This window comes from Yersinia nurmii, from assembly GCF_001112925.1.
GTDB lineage: Bacteria > Pseudomonadota > Gammaproteobacteria > Enterobacterales > Enterobacteriaceae > Yersinia > Yersinia nurmii.
In genome coordinates this window covers 42,520-67,997 of record NZ_CPYD01000001.1, presented here as the reverse complement: position 1 = coordinate 67,997, position 25,478 = coordinate 42,520, and the positions used below count along the sequence as shown (strand labels likewise).

Here is a 25,478-nt window from a genome sequence, read left to right as displayed (position 1 = left end):
ATTGAAATCCGATATCCCTAATCCGAATAGTCAGAGGCGGATAGTTTGTAAAATCTGCCTTTCGTCAGGAAAGGCAGGAAGTTTACGTTTAATGTCTCTTTAATTTTTGCATTTTCTGCCTTTAGCTGAAAACACGGCTACGGAGCCATGTAATTGCACGTCCACCTGTTTGAAATGTGTAGAGAGCACTGAGTGTAAATTATCTAACGCATCCTGATGATTACTAAAAATTCCTTTTTGGTTATACACTGACATAAGTTTGCGGGCAAAGGCATTGTGTTCCACTCCTTCACCCAGAATCGTTGCGCCACAAACAACGCCATCGTCCTTTATTGCTGACGCTGCGAGTGTAATAGCGGGCGCTTTCTCTGACATATTGCCGGGCAGGCAATGAAGCAGATAAAATAAAGAAACTGAGTCGAACTGATTATTCAGATGCTCAGGTAACGGCTGAAAAACATCATGCAATACGCACTCTGAAATACGATGCAGTCCGACGCGATTTTTAGACGCTTCAAGACAGTTTGGGTTGAGATCCAACAGAGTAATATCCTGCGAGCCTCGAGGTGTATTGGCTAGGTAATAACCGGTCCCAACGCCAATATCCAGATGTTTTTTTCCCATGTGTTGCTGTAAATGAGGTAATAAAATATCTTTGGTACTACAACCCCAAGCGTATTTATTCGAAATGCTCAGTACCCACCAATCATAGAGTTTCAGTGACAGTGGGGTATAAACCTGGGCACCTTTAGTGTTTTTGGCATTCATCCGTAAAACCTTTTCTTATGTTTTTATTCAACGACAAATAGCAAAAATAACCAATTCTTATCTTGGAATTCAAGCGAGTTTATTTGTTGTTATTTTGTTGAGAGCTTTAGCTCTATTTCCCCAAATCGATATATTAAAAACTCTTCTGAATTCAGGCTATTTCCCGCTAAATTATCTTTTCTGCGTGAAGGTGAGTTTGATTCAGGCCTCCTCGCGTTGAGAATTCTACCGCTTTTTCTTTTTTTTTGATGAAATTCCTGCAGTTTTTTCTATAAAAAATCAGCGTTTGGCATTTCATGCCAGTTGCAAATTAATGTGCGGTATCGGCCATTTTTTTACTTATCCCAATAATTTTGTACGGATTTTTCGCAATTCCTTTCGTGGGTGCTATTTTATTTTTTATAAATCAATAAATTAAACTTATTTCGCAAAGCTAAAAAATGATGATTTTGGGAGGTTCATCACAATGCGAACCCCAAGAAGTGTGAAGAATGTCAATCTGAAAGGTCAATGAGAGACGATTACCCCAAATAGTGGATTACTGCCTTATCTGGCAACTCCGTATACTTTCGACAACCAGAGACAATGGATGTGGGCTAAGGCTCGCGATGACGTACAGATAAAGGGAATTTTACCATTGCAACTGGCATATCAATAACTTGTGTCTTTTGAACATCAAAAGGTGTTGGGTATGGAAAAGAAAAAAATTTATCTGTTTTGTTCTGCCGGTATGTCCACCTCGTTGCTGGTATCCAAAATGAAGGCGCAAGCGGAGAAGTATGAAGTTCCGGTGGTGATTAACGCCTATCCGGAAGCGCTGGCATCAGAAAAAGGCCCAGAGGCCGATGTGATCTTGTTAGGGCCACAAATCAGCTACATGTTGGGTGAAATTGAAAAAATGTTCCCACACAAACCCGTTGAAGTTATCGATGCGCAGCTCTACGGCAAAGTCGATGGTTTAGGGGTATTAAAAGCTGCCGTGGCCGCTATAAAAAAAGCAAAACAATAATAGGGGATTGTCGTGAGCCAATTTATTGCTTCTCTGGAAAAAGTCATCTTACCCTTTGCCGTTAGAATAGGCAGACAGCAGCATATCAACGCCATCAAAAATGGGTTTATCAGGTTGATGCCGTTAACCCTGACCGGGGCGATGTTTGTTCTGATCAACAACGTGTTCTTAAGTTTCGGCGATGGCTCGTTCTTCTATTCAATGGGGGTGCGTTTAGACGCAGATACCATAACCATGCTGAATGGTTGGAAAGGGATTGGCGGCAACGTTTATAACGGTACTCTTGGTATCATGTCGCTGATGACGCCGTTCTTTATCAGTATGGCACTGGCCGAAGAGAAAAAGGTCGATCCTCTGGCCGCTGCGCTGCTGGCGGTTGCAGCCTTTATGACCGTTACACCGTACAGCGTGGGTGAAGCCTATGCCGTTGGTGCCAACTGGCTGGGCGGAGCAAATATCATTTCCGGTATCATTATCGGGCTGGTGGTAGCCGAACTCTTTACCTTTATCACTCGTCGTAACTGGGTTATCAGCCTGCCAGACAGCGTGCCTACCTCGGTTTCGCGCTCATTCTCTGCGGTTATTCCTGGTTTTATCATCCTGTCGATCATGGGGGTGATTGCATATTTCCTCGCCCAATATGGCACCAACTTCCATCAGGTGATTATCGATAGTATCTCGGCACCGCTGTCTAAAATGGGCAACGTAGTCGGCTGGGTGTACGTCATGTTCTCCTCCCTGTTGTGGTTCTTCGGGGTGCACGGCGCAATGGCGTTATCCGCGCTGGAAAGTGGCATTATGATGCCGTTCGCGCTGGAAAACGTTGCAACCTATACCCAATACGGTTCGGTAGATGCCGCGCTGGCGGCGGGTAAAGAGTTCCATATGTGGGCCAAACCTTTCGTCGATTCCTACATTTTCCTCGGCGGAACCGGTGCGACTCTGGGTCTGATTATTGCCATCTTTATTGCCTCACGTCGTGAAGATTACCGCCAGGTTGCGAAACTGGCCGCTCCAGCAAGTATTTTCCAGATCAATGAACCAATCCTGTTCGGTCTACCGGTCATTATGAACCCACTGCTGTTTATCCCGTTCATCATGATCCAGCCGATATTGGCCATTATTACTTCCGTGGCTTATTACAGCGGCTTTATCCCGCCAATCACCAACATTGCGCCATGGACAATGCCTGCCGGTTTAGGTGCCTTCTTCAATACCAACGGTAGCATTGCGGCTTTACTGCTCAGTTTGTTTAACCTGGGAGTGGCGACATTGGTTTATCTACCGTTCGTGATTATTGCTAACAAGGCGCAGGGCGAGATTGACCGTGAAGTCGAAAGCGAAGAAGAGATCGCTAACAGCCTGAAATTCTAATCATTACACTTTGTTTAAGCCGCACTCTGTTTATGGCGTAAAGGTTTGGGAGCTGGAATGAAATATCAATTTTCCGATGATTTTTGGTGGGGAAGTGCCACCTCGGCAACGCAGTCCGAAGGGGCGGCGTTACGGGATGGTAAAAGCAAGAATATCTTCGATTACTGGTATGAGATTTCCCCGGAGCGTTTTCATGACCAAATTGGTCCAGAAAATACCTCGACCTTTTACGATAACTATAAGCAGGATATTTTGCTATTAAAGGCGCTGGGGCATAACACGTTCAGAACGTCTATTTCCTGGTCCCGACTGATCCCCGATGGTGACGGCGAGCTGAATCCTCAGGCCGTCACCTTTTATAACGGGGTGATAGATACTTTACTGGCGAACGGCATTAAGCCTTTTATCAACCTCTACCACTTTGACATGCCGCTATGCATGCAAGAGCTGGGGGGGTGGGAAAACCGAGTTGTAGTGGAGGCTTATGCCCGTTATGCCGAAGCTTGTTTTAAGTTGTATGGCGATAGAGTTAAACACTGGTTTACCTTCAATGAACCGATTGTACCGGTTGAAGCCGGTTATCTGAATGACCTGCATTACCCTTGCGTGGTGGATTTTAAGCGAGCGGTGACGGTGGCTTACCATAGCGTATTGGCTCATGCGAAAGCGGTGGAACGCTACCGTAGCACGGAGCAAAACGGGACAATTGGTATCATTTTGAACCTGAGCCCGACTTATCCGCGTTCAGATAGCGCCGAAGATCGTGCGGCGGCGCATCATGCCGATCTGTTGCTCAATCGCAGTTTCCTCGATCCAGTGACGAAAGGCGCTTACCCTACTGATTTGGTTGAATTATTACGCCAGCATGATTTATTGCCTCACACTGAGCCGGAAGACGCTCAGCTGATTGCCAGCGGAGCGGTGGATTTGCTTGGAGTGAATTATTACCAGCCTAGACGTATCCAGGCTAAAGAGGTCCCGGTTTCTGCCGGGCAGGTAAAGACCCCGGAAGATTTATTTAGTTTTTATGCGATGCCGGGTCGTAAGATTAATCCCCATCGTGGCTGGGAAATTTATGAAAAAGGGCTGTATGACATTCTAAAAGACCTACAGGAAAATTACGGCAATATTCCCTGCTATATTTCAGAGAATGGAATGGGCGTGGAGGGCGAGGAGCAGTTTATGGACTCGACTGGAATGATCAATGATGACTACCGAATTGATTTTATTCGTGAACATTTGATCTGGCTGCATCAAGCTCTACAGGAAGGCAGTAATTGTAAAGGCTACCATTTGTGGACCTTTATCGACTGTTGGTCGTGGCTTAATGCCTATAAGAATCGTTATGGATTGGTTCGGCTGAATATTGCAGACCAAACCCGTGAACTGAAAAAAAGTGGTTATTGGTTTGCAAATGTCGCAAGGCAAAACGGCTTTAACTGACGGAGTAATATCATGTTTGATTTAGATTCTATCGTTGATAATGAAGAAACCAGCAGTGAATTGGAAGACGTCGTTATGGGGCTGATTATCAACGCGGGTCAGGCGCGCAGCCTGGCTTACAAAGCGTTGAGGCTGGCTAAAACGGGTGACTTTGCTCAGGCTGAAGAAATGATGGCTCAATCCCGATTGGCACTCAATGAGGCGCATTTGGTGCAGACCCAACTGATTGAAGCAGATCAGGGGGAAGGGAAAACCAAAGTCACGTTAGTGCTGGTTCACGCTCAGGATCATTTAATGAATGCCATGCTGGCCAGGGAATTAATTGCCGAATTGATCGAATTACACCAACGAGTGGGTTGATGTTGATATTGGCACTTTGTCCGTTTTGAATATTAAAGTGACGGTGAATAAAATGGATATCAGATTAGTACGTGAAAAAGATCTTTTTAACGACAAAGAATTCCATCTATTTATTTACAATAAAACGGAAAGTGCCACAGGTTTGCATCGGCATGATTATTATGAATACACGCTGATTTTGACGGGAATGTGTTATCAGGAAATTAACGGTAAGCGGGTGTTTTTAGAGCGCGGAGACGTGGTTTTTATCCCCGTAGGGTCTCACCATCAAAGTTTTTATGAGTTTGGCGTGACTCGCATTCTCAACGTGGGTATCAGCAAAGCATTTTTTGAGCAGCACTATAAGCATATTTTATCCCGTAGTTTTGTGGCTTCTCAGGCCTATCGCATCAAAGGCGATTTTCTTTCCTATATCGAATCAGCGATTTCTGCGGCTCACGTACAGGAAGATGAGATAACGGAGCTGTTGGAATTGCTGACATTCTATGTCACAAACCGTATTAGTCATTATAAAGAGACTGCTCCCAGCGACGATATTCCCCTATGGTTGAAAAATACGGTTGATAAGATGCATGATAATTCGCAGTTTGGGGAGAGAGCTCTGGTCAATATGGTCGAACTTTCTGGCAAAACTCAGGAATATCTGACTCGCGCGACCCGGCGTTATTATCAAAAAACGCCAATGCAAATTATCAATGAAATCAGAATTAATTTTGCTAAAACTCAGCTTGAAGTGACTAATGACTTGGTTTCCGATATCGCTTTTGAAGCGGGTTATAGCGACACCACGTTATTTATTAAAAATTTCAAGAAGCTCACCTCTTTTACGCCGGGTAACTATCGTAAGAAGTTCTATGGCGTTGCTGAGAGTTTATCCCACTAATTTTGGCCGACGCTGGCGACGGCGGGCTATGCAGAAAGGTATTATTCATGGGTAAATTACTTATTATTAATGCCGATGATTTCGGACTAAGCAAAGGGCAGAGCTACGGTATTATCGAAGCATTTCGCCACGGAGTCGTTTCTTCTACCACGGCGATGGTGAACTGCACAGCGATTGATCACGCCGCGGCATTGAGTCGGGAACATCCTGATTTACCGGTGGGATTACATTTTGTCCTCACTTACGGTCGTCCACTCACTGCGATGCCTTCTTTGGTTAATGCCAAAGGCGAGTTGAATAAATCGCTGTGGCAGCACGCCGAGGCCGACACGTTGAATCTGGATGAAATTGCCGGAGAGCTGGCGAGCCAATTTGATAAGTTCGTTGCCCTATTTGGCCGCCCCCCAAGCCATATCGACAGCCATCATCATGTTCATATGTTGCCGCAGATTTATCCACTGGTTGCCGCTTTCGCCCGTGAGCGAAATTTACCGCTGCGTATTGACCGTCATTATGCGCAGCAGCAAAAAATCTCGTTGGGTGATTCTCGTAGTAGCCAATGGTTTGAGGACGGCTTTTATGGTGAAGAAATATCGGAACAGCTATTTTTACAATTGCTGGATAAAGCTGATGAGCGAGGCGTGAATTCCATTGAGTTTATGTGTCATCCGGCCTTTGTAGATAAAATCCTAATGACCAGCAGCTATTGTTATCCGCGTTTAACTGAATTAGACGTTTTAACCTCTCCCACGCTAAAACACGCTATTGAGCTGCGCGGTTACCGATTAGGTTCTTTTCGGGATTGCTAACGCCCGCCTATTTATCTGATAAACATCCGGGTAAAACGGCCCAATCAGGGCCGTTGGGTTGAGAATAAATAACGCTCAAAGGCCTACTTGTACTTCAGATGCTCTGGTTCATTATTCTTCAGCTGCGACTCACTTTATTGAGTAATTTATGGCAACCGCTTTTTTCCATTTTAATAATATGGGTGGCATCGGTGGTGGAGTCTTCATAGCTTTTTCGTAATTCCTCCAGATCACAGCCACTCGGATGATTGTCATTGCTGGAAGAAACTTGAAAGGGAAGTATATTCTGGTTGCTTAACATGGTTGCTCCCGTGTTGACACTCAGGACGCACAGCAAAAGCAATATGATGAATTTTGAATTTTTCAACATTGATCTTCCCTACGGAGTTTCTTAATCATGGGTCTCAGACCATACTCTCTGAATATTGTAGTAGTGAGAGTAAAGGTAAATATGATTAAGCTCAGTGTAATAAATTATAGACTTTCTCTCTGAGGCGGCTTAATTATTGACAATATTAGATATAATCAAGTGCGTGATTTTTTCCGCTGGCACTGATACTGGCTCTAGTGCTAAAAGCATTGTGCTGTAAAGTATCCGATGCCAGATAATAGGAATATTTCTATGGCAAATAGCAGAATCATCAGGATATTGATATTCGCCGTAGTTATCTTGAGTTGATCAAAAAACATACTACACATGGTGATAAATTTTTATATTGGAAACGTTATTAATCTTGCTGAGCATAAGCTTATCCTGATAGCCGCAGTGTCTAGCGCTACCGGTTTCAGACGTGATATTCCCTTCGGAGTAAACTTGTTTCAGCAAAGCTGGATAAGTCGTAATCAGCCGCGATGTATTTAACATGGTGGAAAGTTTGGGCGATAGTACGGTAGCAATATTGATCGCAGGATGAACCGGTTCTGAATTTTGCTGCGTGAGTTCGGCTAATCCTCCGCGTAAAAACCAGTAGTGAAGTTCGGTGCTATTACGGAAATTAAGCTTAGCCATCGCCGTACGTTTATGATTGCTCACGGTCTTAACGCTAATACGTAACACGTTGGCTATACTGCAATTTGTCATACCCAGCGCTAATGATTCTAAGACTTCACGCTCGCGGCGGGTTAACGCTTCCGTCATGGGTTTCATACCAATGAGAGCATTCCGGGGCTTTATTGAGGAAAACATTGGCTTTATCAAACTCAGTAATTTTTCAACCGAAAAATTACGTGAAATGACTCTAATATTTTCCTGATTGATAGTGAATGAAAGGTTATGAACGCTATCCGGATTTTGGATCAAAAAGAACCGAGTGTTAGAGGTTTCCAGGTTAGAGGCGATCTCCGATAATAATCCTGAGTCTGATAGTGAATTTCCACAAAAAATGATGTTGGCACGATAACGGTAGTAAATGTCATTAGTAAGAAATACACGTATATTTAATCTGGAGAAAAATGCAGTAAGCAACTGACGTAAACCTTCCGCATAGTAATTATCTTTCTCGACAATCAATATTGTCAGAGAGTGATTCCCAGAGATTCGATTATTTCTCATAGCGTGACTATAAATGGCGCTGGATTCCATGCGTGGTCTATCCTATGTGGTGGTAATATTTATTATTATTTTTCTGGAGGTTGAATTTATTTTATTTTCTGTTGTAAAACAAAAATATCAAATATCGCTCAAAGTAAGTTTAACTTCTTAATCGTTAGGCATCATATTTCAATCATATTCTCATTTTTTTTCAATCATTATTGATCTCTCGAGTGCGGCTATTATGAGCTGTCATGGGGTTTTAATATAAATTTCACTTTTCATTGGAAAAGCAAGAAACCTTTTATAAATCCTCAAGTTATTTAGGAAAGAGCACTAGAATATGAAACGTAAAATTAAAGGGATTTTTATTCCACTTACATCGCGTTTTGCGATGCCGGTTGCTTGGTTAAATATTGTCATACAGATTCTTTTTCCTTTGGCGGGTGCATTTACGCCAATCATGGCAGCAAAAGCAGATAATCGCTCATTGCTCAACCCTCCCTCGGAGAAAGATGTATTACATTTAACTAAGGTATATACGTTAGGTAAGGGGGAAACTCCATCAAGCGTGGCAAATAAGTATGGTATTAGTCTGGATGAGTTACGCCAGCTAAACCGCCATCGACTCTTTTTACAGGAGTTTGATAAATTGCCTGAAGGAACGTTGTTGAATGTGCCGAATAAAATTCCGGCAAAAACAGCTGAAACCAATATGGGAGAGTTGAATAAAAAACAGTCCGAAAAAGAAAATAAAATGGCCAGTTGGGCTTCACAATCTGGTCGCTTTCTTCAAAATAATCCTAATGGCGATGCAGCGGCAAATCTGGCGTTAGGCGCGGCAACCAGTAAAGCTAACCAGGAAGTGCAGCAATGGTTAAGTCGTTTTGGTACAGCGCGCGTACAACTGAATCTGGATAAAAGCTTTTCTTTGCAAAACTCACAGATTGATTTGCTTATTCCACTAAAAGATCGAAAAGACACGCTGTGGTTTAGTCAGAGTAGTTTGCATCGTACTGATAGCCGGACTCAGGCCAATTTGGGGCTGGGGATTCGCTATTTTCAGCCAACCCACATGGTGGGTACAAATAGTTTCCTGGATTATGATTTATCCCGAGATCATGCTCGCTTAGGCTGGGGGCTAGAATATTGGCGCGATTTCCTGAAGTTAGGGGCCAATACTTATTGGCGCCTCACTACCTGGAAAGACTCTAAAGATTTTGTCGATTACGAAGAACGTCCGGCAAACGGTTGGGATTTACGCGCCGAAGGATATTTGCCTGCTTACCCGCAGTTGGGCGCTAAATTAAGTTATGAACAATATTATGGCGATGAGGTTGGATTATTTGGCAAAGATAAACGCCAGAGCAATCCTCATGCTATTACAGCCGGCGTTAATTATACGCCGTTTCCTTTATTAACCCTTAGCGCGGAACAACGTCAGGGAAAATCCGGCGAAAATGATACCCGATTTGGAATCCAATTAACCTATCAGCCGGGAACACCTTGGAGTCAGCAATTGGACGGCGCGGCAGTGGCCGTTCGTCGTAGTCTGGCGGGAAGCCGTTATGACCTTATTGAGCGTAACAATAATATTGTCCTGGAATATCGCAAAAAAGACGTGGTGTTCCTCACGTTGACTAATAACGCCAGTGGCTATGCCGGTGAACAAAAATCACTGGGCGTATCCGTGAATGCAAAATACGGATTGGATCGTATTGAATGGGACAGCGCCGCGCTGGTGATGAACGGCGGCAGTATTGTTCAAGAGGCCGCCGATAGATTTAGCGTGATATTACCGAATCATCAACCCGGTGGACGCGCCGCGAACACCTATATCTTGAGCGCCGTCGCTTACGATAAAAAAGGTAACGCTTCATCCCGCGCGCAGACTGAGATTGTGGTGACGGAAGCCGCCGTCAGCACCTTATACAGCACCTTTAGTCCAGCAGAAAGTCAGCTCACTGCCGATGGGCAGCAGACTGTCGATCTCATATTGAATATTCGCGATAAAGATAATCAGCCAGTTGATGTGCAAGATACTGAGATCAACTTAGATATTAGCAGTCAGACGAGAAGTAAAGTCAGCACTCAGGTTCAGGCTACGCCATTTTCTCGCGTGGATGTGGGGCAATATCGTGCAACAGTGACAGCAGGAACTCAAACCGAGCGGCTCATCTTAACGCCTTCAACGCGCAATATGACATTGGCTGAAGCCAAGGTTACGCTGGTGGCCGGGGATGCGGATATCGGACATTCTACTTTAACGGTATCACCTGAAACTATTGTGGCTGACGGCTCTACCCGCAGCACGCTGACCTTTACCGCTAAAGATAGCCATGACAATTTGGTCAGCGGCTTAACCGATGTGAGTTTTGCTATCAATGGGCTGAATGATAATAGCAGCCTGGTGGTAGGCAAAGTGGCAGAGAATCACGGGGTTTATCGCGCAACATTGCAGGGAACCGATGCGGGCACGGCCAGTTTAACACCGGTCATTAACGGTGTGGCGCTCGGTGGTCCGGCGGCGTTGCTCACACTGACCGCCGATAACGGAACGGCGCAGATTACCGATGGCAATTTATGGGTGACCTCCGACGGCGCGCTGGCAAATGATAGTGAAACCAATGGTGCTAGCGTCAAAGTGACCGATGCATCAGGTAATTTAGTGCCAAATCAGGAGGTCAAGTTTAGCGCCAGTAACGGGCAGATCCTTACACCGCACGTCATAACTGATGTGAATGGATTGGCATCCACGCTGCTGACCAGCACCCTTTCAGGGGCTATTCCTGTCACCGCAACGGTCAATGGGCAATCGAAATCTGTCGATACTCAGTTTGTCGGTGATTTATCGACCTCTTTTGTTACCGATCTTACGCCATCAGTGACGCAGGCCGTGGCTGACGGCGGCACGAAGGTGATATATCGAGCGACGGTAAAAGATAAAAAGGGGAATGCTTTACCTAATGTGCCGGTGTATTGGGAACGCGACAATACTCAGGTTATATTGAGTGCCGCCCGCAGTGAAACTGATAGTCAGGGCATCGCGCAGATTGAGGCTTCCAGCCTGAAAGCGGGTGAGGTGATTGTCAGCGCTCAAAGTCGCCTTTCTCGTAAATCGGCAACGTTGGTTTCCTTTATTGCCGATATGACTCAAGCCAAGATCGATAGGCTTAGCGCGGATAAAAATATCATCGTGGCGGATAATACGGAAACCGCCATCTTGACGGTCGGTATCACTGACAAGAATGACAATATTCTGACGGGTGTACCGGTAAGCTGGCAGATTATTGAAGGCAGCGGCACGATCATTCCTGTTGAGTCAGTGACCGATACTCAAGGGCTGGCGACCGCCTCTTTAAATACCCGTCAGTCTGGCGTATTAAAAGCGAGTGTAAGCCTGAATAATGGTGATTCACGCAATATTACGCTGAATGCTATGGCCGATAACCGTACGGCAAAAGTGTTATTAACGGCGGAAAATAACAAAGACTCGGCCATTGCGAATGACGTAGATTCTGTTGTGCTGCTGGCTGAGGTTAAAGATGCCGAAGGTAACGCCATTATTGACTTGCCAGTCACTTGGCGCAGTTCGATTAATTCAGTAAATCAATCAGTGTCCAACACCGATATCAAGGGTGTTGCGCGGATGACGCTAAAAGGCAACCAGGCAGGAGATGCGCAGGTAACGGCGCTACTGTTCAATGGAGAACTGGCGGATAAAAGCGTCAGTTTTGACCCTGCGGCGGCAGAAAGTGGGAACAGCCAATTGAGCACATCACCACAAACTATCGTTGCGGATGGCGTTGCTAAGTCTCTGGCCACATTGATATTGCGCGATACCAACGGTAACCCGGTACCGGGGCAAAGTGTGAGATTCACCGCGGAAAACGGTTCCGATATTTCTTTCGTCAATCAACTCGAAAAAGGTCAGGGTGTTTATCAGGTCGAGGTGATAGGAACGCGTCAGGGAACGTATTCCTTAACCGCTCATATAGATGGAGCAAATCCATTTAACAAGAGTATTGATCTGGGGCTGGTTGCCAATGTTTCAGATGTGCGGATTAAGTCGGTAACCGTTGCTCGCTCACAGGCCAATGCTGATGGGAACGATGCGGTGGAAATAACCGCACAAGTTGAAGACAGCCACCAAAATACCGCGCTGGAAAACGTGGCGGTAGGCTGGAAAACCAATCTGGGAGAATTAATACGGCCGGTTAGCAAGACCAATAAACAAGGGGTTGCAGTGATTACGCTGACCAGTACCGAAGCCGGAAATGCGCAAGTTGTCGGGCTATTAGGTGACGGTCAGGAAGAAAACGCTGACAAACTCATTACATTTGTGGCCGGAATGGTATCCGATGACAAATCAACCTTCTCGTTGTCACCGACGGTCATTACTGCCAATGGTAACGATAGCGCCACGCTGCAGGTAACTGCGCGAGATGCTCAGGGGAATTTGTTAACTGGATTGAAGAAAGAGATCGTGCTTTCATCGGGGGGCTTCACCTTAATGACCTCGGCATTTGATGAGGTTTCCACCGGAATTTATGAAGGAGAAATCAGTGGGACGAAAGCTGGGGTCGCCACCCTAAACGTTGCAATCAAAGGTATAACCTTGAAGCAGCAGCGTCAATTAACGCTACGGGCGGATGCGGCTACGGCGAAAATGTTGGGTAGCGCAACGGCGACCCCAACGTCCGCTATGGTGGGTGAATCGGTTATTTATCGGGCGACCTTAGTGGATGCCTATGATAACCCGCTGGGGGCAGGTATTCCGGTGACCTGGCGTGCTAACGCCGACAGCTATTTGGACCAGCAGCGAACCCTGACTAATGCCCAAGGGATAACCGAGGTGTCGCTCAGTCGCACCAAAGTTGGTACGGCGAAACTAAGTCTGATACTGACCGGTGGAACCTTTGCTGCGCCGGATGTGCCTTTCCACGCAGGGGCGGTCGATGAAAGTAAATCCGAGTTGTCGCTCAGTCCGGGCAACATTACCGCCGATGGCGTAGATATTGCGACATTGAAGGTGATACTGCGTGATAAACAAGGCAATTTGCTGTCACAGCAAAAAGTATCGGCGGAGGCGGATCAAAAAGCTGCGGTGACCATCTCCACGGCTAAGGAAAACTTACCGGGGGAATATCTGATCCTGGTTCAGGGTAAAAAGGCGACCACCGTCAGATTATCCACTCAGGTCAATGACGCTCCGTTTAAAACTGCGCAGACGTTAACGCTTAAGGCTGATATTTCCAGTGGAAAGGTCGATAGCATTACGCCGGCTGTCACCAGCATTGTTGCGGGGAAGGACAGCGTCGTTTATCGCGCGGTGATTAGCGATGCTGAAGGTAATTTACTGAAGGACGCTATTGTGTCTTGGCAATTAATCTCAGGTTCGGCGGTCTTTGATCGAATATCCAGAACGGATGGGATGGGAGTAGCACAAACTACCTTGAGCAGCACCGTAGCGGGTGACGTGGTTATTGCAGCTTATCTGAACAGTAACCAATATAAGAATGCTATACCGGTAACGGTGAAACCCGGCGCCATCGATCAAAATGCGTCGACCTTTGTCAGTGACAAAATCACCATAGGCTCAGATGGAACCGAAGCGGCCAATTTGCTGGTTAAGCTGAAGGATATCTACGGGAATAATATTCCTAATGAGGTGGTTAACATTACCTCATCTTCAACATTGACCGGTTTTAAGGTGACGCCTCAGCGAATGAAGGATATAGGCAGCGGTAATTACACCGCAGCTGCTACCTCTACCGCCAAAGGTCAGCAGGTGATCAGTGCCAAAGTGGGCAGCACCCAAATTGGCAAAGATATTACGATCACCATCGGGGCAATAACGCCGGATTTGCGTTTTGATAATGCACAGCAGCAAGTGACCTATGTCAAAACCTTTAATCAATCGCAGCCGGTCAGAAATGTTCCCGTCGGCGTGCGCCAATATTGGAGCAGCAGCGATCCTGATGTGGCGCAAGTAGATGACTTGGGCAAAGTGACCCTATATAAATCGGGCAAGGTCAGTATCACGATTCAAACCAGTGGTAATGGGCAATATAACCCGGCTCAGGGCAGCTATGAACTTCAGGTAGATAAAGCCGATCCTCAGCTCACGGCGGGTCAGGGGATTATTGCCGATTACTGGGCGGGAGGTAACAATCCATCGGTGAAGGTTTCACTCAATAATAGTGATGCTGCCGCCTTAGCCCCAACTTATCAAAGTAGTGATAGCAAAGTGGTGTCTATCGATGCTCAAGGTAATCTGACGCAAGTCAGACCCGGAGCGGCTGATATTACCGTTTCAACGCCGGAAACCGATCAATTCAAAAGAAATGAATTAAAGATTGGCTATACCTTAAGTAAAGGGCGGCATCCTATTACCTTCAGCCAACCGACTTTCCAGGTAACGGATCAGGTAAATCTGTCGGTGCAGCAACCTATTGTGGCACTACCTGCTACTGCTCAATATAGCTGGGGAAGCAGCGATAGTTCCGTCGTTAATATTAAACCTACTACAGGGGATATAAATAGTCGGGCTGTTGGCAAGGCTCGGTTGACGCTAACCATGGCATCGAATGAATTCTACGAGGAAAGTAGCGGCTACTACGATGTGGAGATCTTCGGAAAACCGAGTATTAGCGGCAAGGTAGTACATCTGAGTAAAGGTCAGTCATCTAGCTCGAATAAATGGAATCCGACGTTTACCCGCGACACGATATCGGTGAACTGGTCATCCGGGATCAGTAATAAATACATGGCGCCAACGAAGGTGGTCATTCAGATGTTTGATAACAGCACCAACGATAAGCTTGAAGAAATAACGGAAACTTCCAGCTTTATGTCGAAAACAACGACCTTCCCAGCCAAAGAAAGCTATTGGGGAAAAAGGCTGAGGATCGTTGCCACAGCATACGGATTTAATAATCTGCAAGATCGCTACGAGTATACGGTTGACGCGAGCGCCTTAGCGCCGGACGCTATTTGGAATCGTGCTACGTTAACATCGTCTAGCATTATTTATAAAACTAAAAATGGGGTAGTCATGCCATCATGTCAGTATTTCCTTACTGATGATAAAACTCATGTTGGCGCGTACATTAGTAATTTGACCTTAAACTTTAGTCCAGGGGATACATTAATAGCACCAATGGAAGTGGCGGTAAACGTCGACTCTAAAGGTCAGTCCTATCCGAATGTTTATACACACAGCAATATTTTCTCCAGTGAGAGTATTGAAATTCATAAAAAAGCCATAATTAACAGCGATTGCTGGAGAGGTGACTTGGGGGGTTACTCGCCATCATTAGTTGTCAAGTTTGGAGGAAAGACAAAGACTTACTATGGTGGGAATTATGGTTGGGGGGGGAATGGTGACGGTAATCAAAAGACACGCGTGGACAACTTCTAATGCTAAAAATATGACTAAGGGGTAGTCATTATAGATAAGCAGGACAGGGATGTTATTTACAATCCTCACCGCGACACTCAGTTTCGGTGAGGGTTATTTTGACAATAACAGGCAATGATTTTCACAGTAAAAATGATATCAAAAAATCAGAAATGTCCTTCGATTCGTTATTTTAACCATGATGTTGTGAAGCAAGCCGACCACGATGATCCTTTTTCTCTGAGAGAGACTCAATTACTGAATATTTTTAATATAGGAGACAGTTTTGTTCAGGACAGAATGATATGCAGCGAAGATGTGTTGGATTTAAATCCGGCGTCGAATAAAAGAATACTTGCAGGAAGTAAAAATAAATCGGTATTGAGCTGTAGAGTAAAATTACAAACATTAAAAAACATAACCATTTATTTAATCGAGTGTAATGAAGAAGGTTTTTATTTTTTGAATCAGCGAACTGCCTTATCTGAAAATCCTGTTGGCATTAATAATAAACAGGAGATAAAACATAGCCTTTGCGCCAATGGTTATTTCCCTACGCGTAAAGATAAATCAGACCAGAGAATTTTGTAGTAAAAATTAGGGGGGCATGATTCCCATTATGTCAATAACAGCAAGTCAATCAATAAAAAGGAATGAAATATGCTATTAAAAAACTTCGCATTTAGATCCTCTTGTAGTTATTTTATTAAAAATTCAGAAATAATCAAAAAGGCATCAGAAATTTCTATAAATATAGGGGAGGTCAATTCTGGTCGATTTGCTAATTTATCGGGTGTAAGCAATTCCAATGTTAATATTGGTTGGAAAGGAAATTCAGTGTCATTAGATCTGAATAAGGTGATTGAGAAATGTTGGAAGACAATAGAAAATAATAATGAAGATATGGTGGAATGGCGACGGCAGGAGCGAAACGTATATATCCCTGCTGCCATTAATAAATCAATTGATACTGCGGCCGAGTGCTTAGGCACCAAGATAAATGCGGAGACTAAGAGCCGTGTGTTTGATAGGACATTTGAATATAAGCATATGACTACCGAGTTTTCTGGCGTGACTAACGTAAAGAACGCAGCTAAGACCTCTATTGGACAAACTGTAGAGAACTATCTTAGTCGGAATAAATCTCTAGACAATTTATTTCGGAAGAATGACGCGAAAATTAATTCCAGCCACCCAGATATAAAAAGAAAAATCAGAGAAGAAAATTCTTTTGTCAGTGCGGAAGTAACAAAATTTATCTCAGATCAGATATATGAAAAATATTTTTTACAGGATGTCGGTACGATAAGGAAAGTTGCATTGCAATTAACACTTGAGGAAAGTGGGGCGTTTAAAGCTAAAAAGGTCGTGCCGCCGCGGGTGTAAATTCTAAATGAAGTACCAACCTACGCATAAGTGACATTGACAGTACAGCCATATTTTTGCTAATGACCGAAAAAATAAAGCGCGATTAAAGTACGCAATATATTATCGAACTTTAAGGTCACGTGAACTAAAAGTGATTTCTCACTTTATGATATATAGAAGGAACAATAATGAAGGTTAACAATTCAAACACGCCAGTAATCAACCCGAACAAAGTCAATGAAAATAATAAGGCTGAAAGTGAGAGTGCTCGTCTCAAAAACAATGTCGCAACAACCACGGCAGTCAGTAATACGACATCTACATTAAAAGCAAAAATAAACAGATATAAAGCTCAAAGAGATGAAGCGAATAAGACATTTACACCTAAAGAACAGCGTGTAAATGAGTTTTATGGTTCAAAGTTTACTGTGACTAAAGAAGGCGGATTACTCACCACCTCTAAACCTTATCCAAAGGAAGTACACTCCTTATTACATACCGATGCTAATATATCCGGAGCCAAAACGGCTGCCACGATGAGGGCTTTAATTGCCGAGGGGAATATGCTCGCGGCCAAAAAATCGGACATGCCTGATGCCAATATTGATTTGGCTAAAGCGATACAAAACACTTTGTTCGATGCAGCCAAAAACAAATTATCAGCGCTCACTGCACCTATTTCCTTACATATAGATAAAGAGCAGGGAATTTCACTCAATAATGCTAAAACAGAATCGGTTAAGGAGTGGGTCGCAAGGAATGATAATAGTGAAACCTTTATCATCTTAAATGGAAATAATGATGAAACCTACGTCAATTTTATTGCTGAGACGCTGAAGGATTCAAAGAATATCAATTTCATTACCAGTGGATTTGGCGGACATGGAACAACGGATCGGCACAATATTGCGATTAACAAAACTGAAGGTGATCGCTTCAAGGAAATTTTGGTCGGGAAAGGGATTTCGGCTAGCCGGGTAACCGTCGATCCTTTTTCTACTAACAGTGGCCAAAACGCAACGAATGTCGCAGATATTCTAGATCGTGTCGCTGATTCAGGTAAACCTGTATCAACCGTCGTGGTCAGCGGTACGCCAGCTGCAGTATTAAGGCAGACTTATACCTATGGACAACAGCTGAAGTTAGATAATCCAAAGAGCTTCAATATAGAATCATTCCCATTCCTTAATCCAAGTGAATATAACACTTTGGCCGATAGCCTGGCGACAATCAGAGAGTTTTCAACAACGCTAAATTATTTGTTCAACACGTCATATTTGCCAGCCAAACCCGAGTTGTATTCCGATGATTTTTTCACTGCGGCTAAAGATTGTTTTAGCACATTGGAATCGAAATTGGGTAGTGAACATCCAGAGTTCGCCCAACAGAATAAATCTCTATTACAGGCAATGAGGAATGTGGACGATGGCATGATAGAGCGATTCCGCAGCCAAAGTTTGACTGTCAATGATAAGGAGACGGTAAAAACAATCGATAATTTCTTCAGATCTTTGTTCAATCCTCTCGAACTGACCTTTAAGCGCGATAATAGCTAGTCAATGCCTATGTGCCCTCTTTGGGGGGCACATTCAATAGTCTTTGGGGGGAGAGTCATCTGCAGCGATATGGGATTTTTTATCAGGTAGTGCTCATTGTCTAACGGGTACGAAAACTAGAAGGGCTGGTTTCCTTTTCGGTAAACGTCCCAAACTTTTTTCGCATATTTCATCCGCATTTCATGACGATTTTTTCCTGTTCCTGAATTATATGCCCCAACGGCTTCCCAACTATAACCATAGATCTTCATCATATCGGATAGTATTGAGGCACCGACCAATATGGAAACACAGGGATCTGAGGTCAACATTGCATCGTCTACGCCTATTTTGCGCAGTCGGGGAATATGGCTGCTGTTTATTTGCATTAATCCTAAATCGTAACTTCCGTTATTATTTTTTCCTACGGCTTCTGGTTTCAATCCCGATTCTACCTGAGCGATAGAATAGAGCAGCTTAGCCTCAATGCCGAAAAATTGTTCTGAATAGGTCCAGCAGTTGGCGTAACCTTGATAAGGAAAAAAAAGGTTTAGGATAAAAATGATTATCCTCGATAAAGTCACGCTATTCATTAATTTATTTTCCCTGGTGGAATGGAGCAATTTTCGTGATAAATGTGGTCATGAGAATTTTATCAGTAAATATATTGTCATGGAATGATAATAATGGTCTTTCTATAAATAGTTGGTTTTTTTGAACAAAAGTGACATGTTGTGGATTAGTAATATTAATATTTCACATAATCATATTTTGTATTGAACTTCCATTTTTTCTTTTTAATTGCTTTATTAACCCATTGTATTATATGTGTTTTATTGCCGGTGCTTGATTTTTGTTCTTATCAGATAAGGTTAGGGTATTTATTAAGTAATTCTAAATCAAAAGGGGTTGATTTGTCACTGGTACAAACTGCCTCACATCATGGATTGATGGTGGGTAGGTAACTATTTTTCCTAAATAATTAAATTTTCTCTCGTTAATACTCTCGTTATCGATATACTCTTACACCGTGTCTCGTCATTTTCTCATCATGTTTTTACTGAATCAAACACATATATTGAACCAAGAGATCATGACGCTCCCTATAAAGAATATAATAGACATATCATTGATCGAATATGTCGGAATGTTCCTGAAACGAATGGTAACTAACTTATGGATAGGCTTAGTACTCATCTATATCTACAACAAAATGATCGGTTAGAGTTTCAAAAGCCGCAGTTGTTGTTGACTGAATCTCATAAAAGCACCGGTGTTGATTTTAGATTGATCGGTGAGAACGGCAGCGATTTTACCTACCAGTTTAAGCCGGGTGAAACGGGTATTGCGGCTTTTTTACCAATGTCATTGCATATTATTGAAGGGAGTATGTGCTATCGGTCATTGGATCTCATTGCCATGTGCAAGCTACAGGCATTTATAGATACATCGCTCAATCGCGTAGGTTTTGAACGTAACAATGATATTTGCTGGGGATTTGAACCTCTAAGGTTTCAAGATAATGTTACTTTTAAACATATTGAGTATTGGTTAATCCGCCAATCGTTACAGGCAGACTCCGGAACGGGAAATATCGCCAGCATCTTACGTTCTACCGAATGGTATCGCTTGGTCAGATTTTTACTTCAGGAAGCTGATAGCACTGAACGTTTACAGGATTTGGGCGCACGCTATGGCGTTTCTGTGTCTCATTTTCGCCGCCTGACGCGTAAGGCTTTGGGTAATACAACCAAAGTAGAAATGTGCGATTGGCGGCTGGTTCGGGCGTTATTAGATCTGATGGGAGAGCAGAAAAGTTTGACTACCTTAGCGATGAAGCATGGTTATTCGTCTCTTTCCCATTTTTCTAACGACGTCAAAATATCATTAGGTGTTTCTCCACGTAGCCTGAAAGATGTCATTATCAGCGATGCTAAAAAATGAATTATGTTATTGGTTTTAAAAGAACCTGCGTCTGTATTTTAGGGGTGGTTGTACTAGCAGGAATGCCTGAAAAGGCATTTTCTGAAGAAGATTCATCCAGTATTTCAGGCTATATCGCACGGCAGAATGATATTAAAGGGCTTATTGATGCTTTGTCATCAAGAATGAATAAGCCAATTATTATCAGCAAAGCCGCGGCACGAAAGAAGATTAGCGGGGAGTTTGATCTTAATAATCCCCAGCGTTTAATCGACAACATTTCGGCGCAGTTAGGGCTGATTTGGTATCACGATGGACAGGCTATTTATATTTATGATGCATCAGAGATGCGCAATGCCGTGGTGGTATTGAGAAACACCTCTTTTTCAGCGGTGAGCAATTTTTTGCGTAAATCTGGTCTGTACGATCAGCGTTACCCATTGCGCTCAGATAGCGTGAGTTCCACGTTTTATGTGTCTGGGCCCCCGATCTATGTTGAATTGGTGACAAATACAGCCAAATTCTTAGATGAAAAAAACAACGATTTGGATGGGCGCTCTAAAGTTGCGTCTATCCCGTTATTTAATACGTTTGTTCAGGATCGCGATTTTAAATATCGTGACGATAGGATCATTATTCCGGGAGCCGCTAGCATTGTTCAGCAATTACTTAACGGTAATGAATCTGGCGGGGATGTTATGGTGCCAGCACCGGTGACGGATGCTATCGCCACTGATTTGCCTCCTCGATTGGATGAATTTCCTGGTGTCAGTCAGGCAAAGCCCAAATTACCTTTTGCAGATTTGACTACAGCAATAAGGAGTCGTCCTTCAGCCTCGGGTTTTCAGATTGTGGCTAATCCAGGAACCAATAGTCTGTTGGTTAAAGGAAGCGCTGAGCAAGTATCATACGTGCAAAATATTGTCAGCGTTCTGGATTTGCCCAAGCGCCATATTGAGCTATCGGTATGGATTGTCGATTTGCAAAAAGATGCGCTTGAACAAATGGGCGTTGAATGGAATGGTGGCGTGAATGTTGGGGGGAAACTGGGGATTTCTTTTAACGGTGGAGCGTCCAGTACTGTAGATGGCGCAACATTTATGGCCTCAGTACTGGCATTAAGCCAAAAGAACCAGGCGAATATAGTTTCCCGTCCGATGGTATTAACGCAGGAGAATATTCCTGCCATTTTTGATAATAGCCGGACGTTTTATACTCAATTGATTGGTGAGCGTAGCGTTGAATTACAGCATATTACCTATGGCACTTCAGTTAACGTATTACCGCGGTTTACCGATGGAAATGAAATTGAAATGATGCTGAACGTAGAAGATGGGTCGCAGGTTCCTGTCTCTTCAGACACCCCGAATGGTTTACCGGAAGTTGGCCGCACGAATATCAGTACTATTGCTAGGGTACCTAGAGGGAAAAGCTTGTTAATTGGCGGTTATACGCGAGATGAAAGTACCGATGGGGAAGCCAAAGTCCCACTATTGGGAGATATTCCTCTAATAGGCGGGTTATTCAGATATAAAAAATCACGTAACTCTAATACGGTACGGGTTTTCCTGATTCAGCCGCGAGAGATTGAATCTCCGTTGCAGCCGGATGCCAGTAATCTTATTGCCGATATGCAAAAAAACCTGGCCAATCCTGCGTTGCAAGACTGGATGCGAAATTATGTGGATAGTCAGAAATGGCTATAGATATTGGCAAGTTTTCCTCTTCATCACTCGATTTGTACCAGTTACGTCGGGATAAGGTGAGCAGTGAAAAAAGTGCTAATACGCAAAAAGCTGCCCAAGAAGGGGCTGTGAATAGTGAAGAAACGCAGAATATTGCAGATGATTCACCAGCCGCTGCGGTGCAGCGTTTTGGCGACTCTATTGATGAAATGTCGATCTTATTATCGCAATTTCGCAATCGTCGAGATTATGAAAAGAAGATTGGTAGTGCGAGTGAAAGCAGCTTTGAACAAATATTGGACGAGGATGTACTGCCTAAAGTCTATGTATTATTAAAAGTCACGTCGAGTGCCGATGGATCAAATATAAAGAATCTATTGCAACAGGTGCGCTCATTATTTCCTGATGATAGCGATCTGGTTTTGGTGCTGCGCGAACTGCTACGTCGCCGTAATATTAGTGAGTTAGCTAGACGTCGTCTTAAAATCATGTTGCAGCAGGTTGAAAAGCAGGCTAATCCGCGCCGGCTTAAGGCTGGAATAAATGTTGCGTTTAAGGCTCGCTTATTTGGGAAAGCACTACAGCTTGATCCGGCTCTCGTGCGTGAGAGTTACCGAGATTTTTTAGAGAGTGATTCCCATGAGGTCGAAGTTTATCAAGATTGGATTTCGACATATGGCGCTGGGCATCGAGCAGCGGTCGTCGATTTTATGGAAAGTTCGCTGCTTAGCGATATGGATGCCCAAGACCCAAGTTGTTCTCATATTGAATTTGGTAATTTATTAGGGCGGTTAGGGCAGGTAAAACTGATTCGTTCAAGCGACAGTGCTTTTATAGATTACGTATTGAAAAATGAGTTAATTCGAGCGCATAACGATTCAGAACAGGATTGGTTATTATTTATGCTATGCGTATTGCAGCATCCGGAACATATAAAAGATTATTTACAAAATGCGATTGGCGAGAGAATAAAACTGAGTAAACACACGGAACGTTCCTCGTTACTACATATTATTTCGCAAGCCTGTAAAAATTTACCCAGAGAATTATTTTATGAGCCTGAAGATGCCGATGTATTAGCACAGGAATTTGAGAGACTGGCAACAATAGCCTATCACTATGAGTTAATTGAGCTTCGTCGGGGTGATTTATATTAAACGACGAAATTACCCAGATCGCACACTGACTCTATTATTAGACAACCGCCCGTTCTTATGAAATCGGGTATGTCTGGTTGTGCCTAAAATTGCAGTAGACCTGTTTACTGTTAATTTCCTATTGCGTATGTGATTGATAACTCGGTTGGCATCAATAATGGAACTTGATTTTGATTACTGAATTTCTTATTAAAACTAGACGGCATCCAGAGTTATTTATTTTACTGCTGGTTATTGTCATTATTGCCATGTTGGTTATACCACTGCCGACTTATCTGGTCGATTTTCTAATTGGCCTGAATATTGTTATTTCTGCATTGGTTTTCCTGTCGTCTTTTTATATTGACAGAATATTGAGTTTTTCGACCTTTCCAGCCGTACTGCTGATAACCACGCTGTTTAGGTTGGCTCTATCTATTAGCACCAGTCGATTGATACTTAATGATGCTGATGCAGGCGATATTATCGCGACATTCGGGCAGTTTGTTATTGGCGATAATCTGATCGTTGGCTTCGTTATTTTCTCTATTGTGACCATAGTGCAATTTATGGTCATTACCAAAGGTGCCGAACGCGTTGCGGAAGTTGCCGCTCGTTTTTCTCTGGATGGAATGCCCGGCAAACAGATGGGGATTGATGCCGATCTCCGAGCCGGTTCTATAGATTCTGATGCAGCAAAAGAGCGCCGTAGCGTGGTTGAAAGAGAAAGTCAGCTCTACGGTTCTTTTGATGGTGCGATGAAATTTATTAAAGGTGATGCTATCGCTGGCATTATCGTCATTTTCATCAACTTTATTGGCGGTATCAGCGTGGGAATTAGCCAGCATGGCATGGATATGTCCACGGCGCTGACGACTTACACCATGCTGACTATTGGTGATGGATTAGTGGCTCAAATTCCATCTCTGCTCATTGCTATCAGCGCCGGTTTTATTGTCACCAGGGTAAACGGCGATGGCGATAATATGGGCCAAACCATGATGGACCAGTTATTAGGCAACCCATTTGTGTTGCTGATTGCTGCCATGCTGGCGCTAGGAATTGGTAGTTTACCGGGTTTCCCATTCTTTATTTTTGCGATTCTTGCCGCAGGACTCAGTGGATTATTCTATTTCAAATGGAGTGAGAAAAAGCGCCAGGTAGCCAAAAAGAATGCTCCGGCAGAAATAGCTTCAGGAGAAAAGAATGTCGATGCCGAAGGAACATCTCTGGGGTTAATTGGCGATCTAGACAGCGTGGCGGCAGAAACTGTGCCTTTAATCCTATTGGTTCCGACAGAGCAACTGGCCGCACTACAGAAAGCCAGCGTGGTGGAGCGTTATCGGAGCCAATTCTTTATCGATTACGGCATTCATTTACCTGAAATGATGCTGAAAGCATCCGATAATCTTAGTGCAAATACCGCCGCTATCTTAATTAATGAAATAAAAGCGGATGAATTTAGTATCTACTTTGGCCTGCTGCGCATCGTCAACAGTACCGATGAGCTAAAGCAGTTGGGTGTTGAATGTGTTACTCATAATAAAGAAAGTTGGACCGATAGCACTAATCAGGCATCGCTTACACAGCTGGGTTATCAGCTTAGATCGGCAATTGATGAGCTTTATTACTGTCTGTCAGTTTCTCTGGTTCGCCACGTCAATGAGTATTTTGGCGTACAGGAAACCAAAGATTTATTAGATAAGCTAGATAATAAATATCCTGACCTGATGAAAGAAGTCCTGCGTCATGCGACGGTTCAGCGTATTGCCGAAGTATTTCAACGCTTGCTAAGCGAAAAGATATCTATCCGTAATATGAAGATGATTATGGAGTCACTGGCTTTGTGGGCGCCCAGAGAAAAAGACGTGATTGCGCTAGTTGAACACGTACGCACTTCATTATCGCGTTATATATGCCATAAATTTTCACAGGGAGAGACGCTACGCGTTATTAATCTCTCTGCGGAGTTTGAAGAAAAATTACGGCAGGGAATAAGAAATACCTCCGGTGGTTCATTTTTGAATCTGGAACCTGCGGTAGCGGAGGAACTCATTGATGCGCTGACGTTAGCTACGGATAAATTGACAATATCTAATAAAGATATGGTTATTTTGTCTTCAGTAGATATAAGGCGGTTTGTTAAACGCTTTATAGATTCTCAGTTTAAAGATTTGGAGGTGATGTCTTTTGGCGAAATCACGGATAGCGTATCTATTGATGTTTTAAGAACTGTCTAATCAACAAGGAGA

The 25,478-nt window shown here is 43.7% G+C and carries 18 protein-coding genes; 14 read left to right on the top strand and 4 right to left on the bottom strand.

All coding sequences use genetic code 11. The features are described 5' to 3' along the window. Positions 1–99: 99 nt before the first annotated feature. Complete coding sequence (locus AD970_RS00325; RefSeq protein ID WP_049596362.1) at positions 100–768, bottom strand: class I SAM-dependent methyltransferase; 669 nt, start codon at positions 766–768, stop codon at positions 100–102. A 691-nt stretch (positions 769–1,459) separates the two neighbouring features. On the opposite strand from AD970_RS00325, the gene AD970_RS00320 reads away from it, so the two are divergent. The 6 genes from AD970_RS00320 to chbG are packed head-to-tail and all read left to right on the top strand — an operon-like array spanning position 1,460 to position 6,646. Next, on the top strand, positions 1,460–1,777 hold the full coding sequence (locus AD970_RS00320; RefSeq protein ID WP_049596361.1) for a PTS sugar transporter subunit IIB: 318 nt from the start codon (positions 1,460–1,462) through the stop codon (positions 1,775–1,777). Positions 1,778–1,789: 12 nt separating this feature from the next. After that, positions 1,790–3,151: a PTS N,N'-diacetylchitobiose transporter subunit IIC gene (gene chbC / locus AD970_RS00315; RefSeq protein WP_049596360.1), complete on the top strand. Its 1,362-nt coding sequence runs from the start codon at positions 1,790–1,792 to the stop codon at positions 3,149–3,151. 57 nt (positions 3,152–3,208) lie between these two features. Then, the gene (locus tag AD970_RS00310; protein ID WP_049596359.1) at positions 3,209–4,594 is read left to right on the top strand and encodes a glycoside hydrolase family 1 protein; all 1,386 of its coding nucleotides are present in this window, start codon (positions 3,209–3,211) and stop codon (positions 4,592–4,594) included. A gap of 12 nt (positions 4,595–4,606) precedes the next feature. Continuing rightward, positions 4,607–4,954, top strand: a complete 348-nt coding sequence (gene chbA, locus AD970_RS00305; RefSeq protein WP_049596358.1) for a PTS N,N'-diacetylchitobiose transporter subunit IIA — start codon at positions 4,607–4,609, stop codon at positions 4,952–4,954. Between the two features lie 43 nt (positions 4,955–4,997). Next, positions 4,998–5,837 carry a transcriptional regulator ChbR gene (gene chbR / locus AD970_RS00300; RefSeq protein ID WP_268872130.1) on the top strand — a complete coding sequence of 280 codons (840 nt, stop codon included), beginning with the start codon at positions 4,998–5,000 and terminating at the stop codon, positions 5,835–5,837. 47 nt (positions 5,838–5,884) lie between these two features. Continuing rightward, positions 5,885–6,646: a chitin disaccharide deacetylase gene (gene chbG / locus AD970_RS00295; protein WP_049596356.1), complete on the top strand. Its 762-nt coding sequence runs from the start codon at positions 5,885–5,887 to the stop codon at positions 6,644–6,646. A 118-nt stretch (positions 6,647–6,764) separates the two neighbouring features. Here chbG and AD970_RS00290 read toward each other — a convergent pair whose 3' ends face one another. Continuing rightward, on the bottom strand, positions 6,765–6,947 hold the full coding sequence (locus tag AD970_RS00290; RefSeq protein WP_157045405.1) for a hypothetical protein: 183 nt from the start codon (positions 6,945–6,947) through the stop codon (positions 6,765–6,767). A 390-nt stretch (positions 6,948–7,337) separates the two neighbouring features. Then, entirely contained in the window at positions 7,338–8,228 is an 891-nt protein-coding gene (locus AD970_RS00285; protein WP_049596354.1) for a response regulator transcription factor, read from the bottom strand. A 292-nt stretch (positions 8,229–8,520) separates the two neighbouring features. Here AD970_RS00285 and AD970_RS00280 point away from each other — a divergent pair, with 292 nt between their 5' ends. The 4 genes from AD970_RS00280 (at position 8,521) to AD970_RS00265 (ending at position 18,503) form a co-directional block, all read left to right on the top strand. After that, positions 8,521–15,600, top strand: coding sequence for an inverse autotransporter beta-barrel domain-containing protein (locus AD970_RS00280; protein ID WP_049596353.1), 7,080 nt, complete (start codon positions 8,521–8,523; stop codon positions 15,598–15,600). A gap of 186 nt (positions 15,601–15,786) precedes the next feature. Continuing rightward, positions 15,787–16,170 (top strand): hypothetical protein, encoded by a 384-nt coding sequence (locus AD970_RS00275; RefSeq protein WP_157045404.1) that lies wholly within the window; start codon positions 15,787–15,789, stop codon positions 16,168–16,170. A 69-nt stretch (positions 16,171–16,239) separates the two neighbouring features. Continuing rightward, the gene (locus tag AD970_RS00270; protein ID WP_049596351.1) at positions 16,240–16,965 is read left to right on the top strand and encodes a hypothetical protein; all 726 of its coding nucleotides are present in this window, start codon (positions 16,240–16,242) and stop codon (positions 16,963–16,965) included. Positions 16,966–17,135: 170 nt separating this feature from the next. Next, the gene (locus AD970_RS00265) at positions 17,136–18,503 is read left to right on the top strand and encodes a YdcF family protein (RefSeq protein ID WP_157045403.1); all 1,368 of its coding nucleotides are present in this window, start codon (positions 17,136–17,138) and stop codon (positions 18,501–18,503) included. A gap of 116 nt (positions 18,504–18,619) precedes the next feature. Here AD970_RS00265 and iagB read toward each other — a convergent pair whose 3' ends face one another. Then, positions 18,620–19,075 (bottom strand): type III secretion system invasion protein IagB, encoded by a 456-nt coding sequence (gene iagB / locus AD970_RS00260; protein WP_084728089.1) that lies wholly within the window; start codon positions 19,073–19,075, stop codon positions 18,620–18,622. Between the two features lie 655 nt (positions 19,076–19,730). Between iagB and AD970_RS00255 the strand changes: the two genes are divergently transcribed. The 4 genes from AD970_RS00255 to AD970_RS00240 all read left to right on the top strand — a co-directional run bounded on the left by AD970_RS00255 (position 19,731) and on the right by AD970_RS00240 (position 25,466). Continuing rightward, positions 19,731–20,426 (top strand): helix-turn-helix domain-containing protein, encoded by a 696-nt coding sequence (locus AD970_RS00255; protein ID WP_162199308.1) that lies wholly within the window; start codon positions 19,731–19,733, stop codon positions 20,424–20,426. Beyond that, positions 20,423–22,111 (top strand): type III secretion system outer membrane ring subunit SctC, encoded by a 1,689-nt coding sequence (gene sctC, locus AD970_RS00250; protein WP_053215251.1) that lies wholly within the window; start codon positions 20,423–20,425, stop codon positions 22,109–22,111. The genes AD970_RS00255 and sctC overlap by 4 nt, the downstream gene beginning before the upstream one ends. Beyond that, the gene (sctW, locus tag AD970_RS00245; protein ID WP_049596349.1) at positions 22,102–23,247 is read left to right on the top strand and encodes a type III secretion system gatekeeper subunit SctW; all 1,146 of its coding nucleotides are present in this window, start codon (positions 22,102–22,104) and stop codon (positions 23,245–23,247) included. The genes sctC and sctW overlap by 10 nt, the downstream gene beginning before the upstream one ends. Positions 23,248–23,417: 170 nt before the next feature. Then, positions 23,418–25,466, top strand: coding sequence for an EscV/YscV/HrcV family type III secretion system export apparatus protein (locus AD970_RS00240; protein WP_049596348.1), 2,049 nt, complete (start codon positions 23,418–23,420; stop codon positions 25,464–25,466). Positions 25,467–25,478 lie beyond the last annotated feature (12 nt).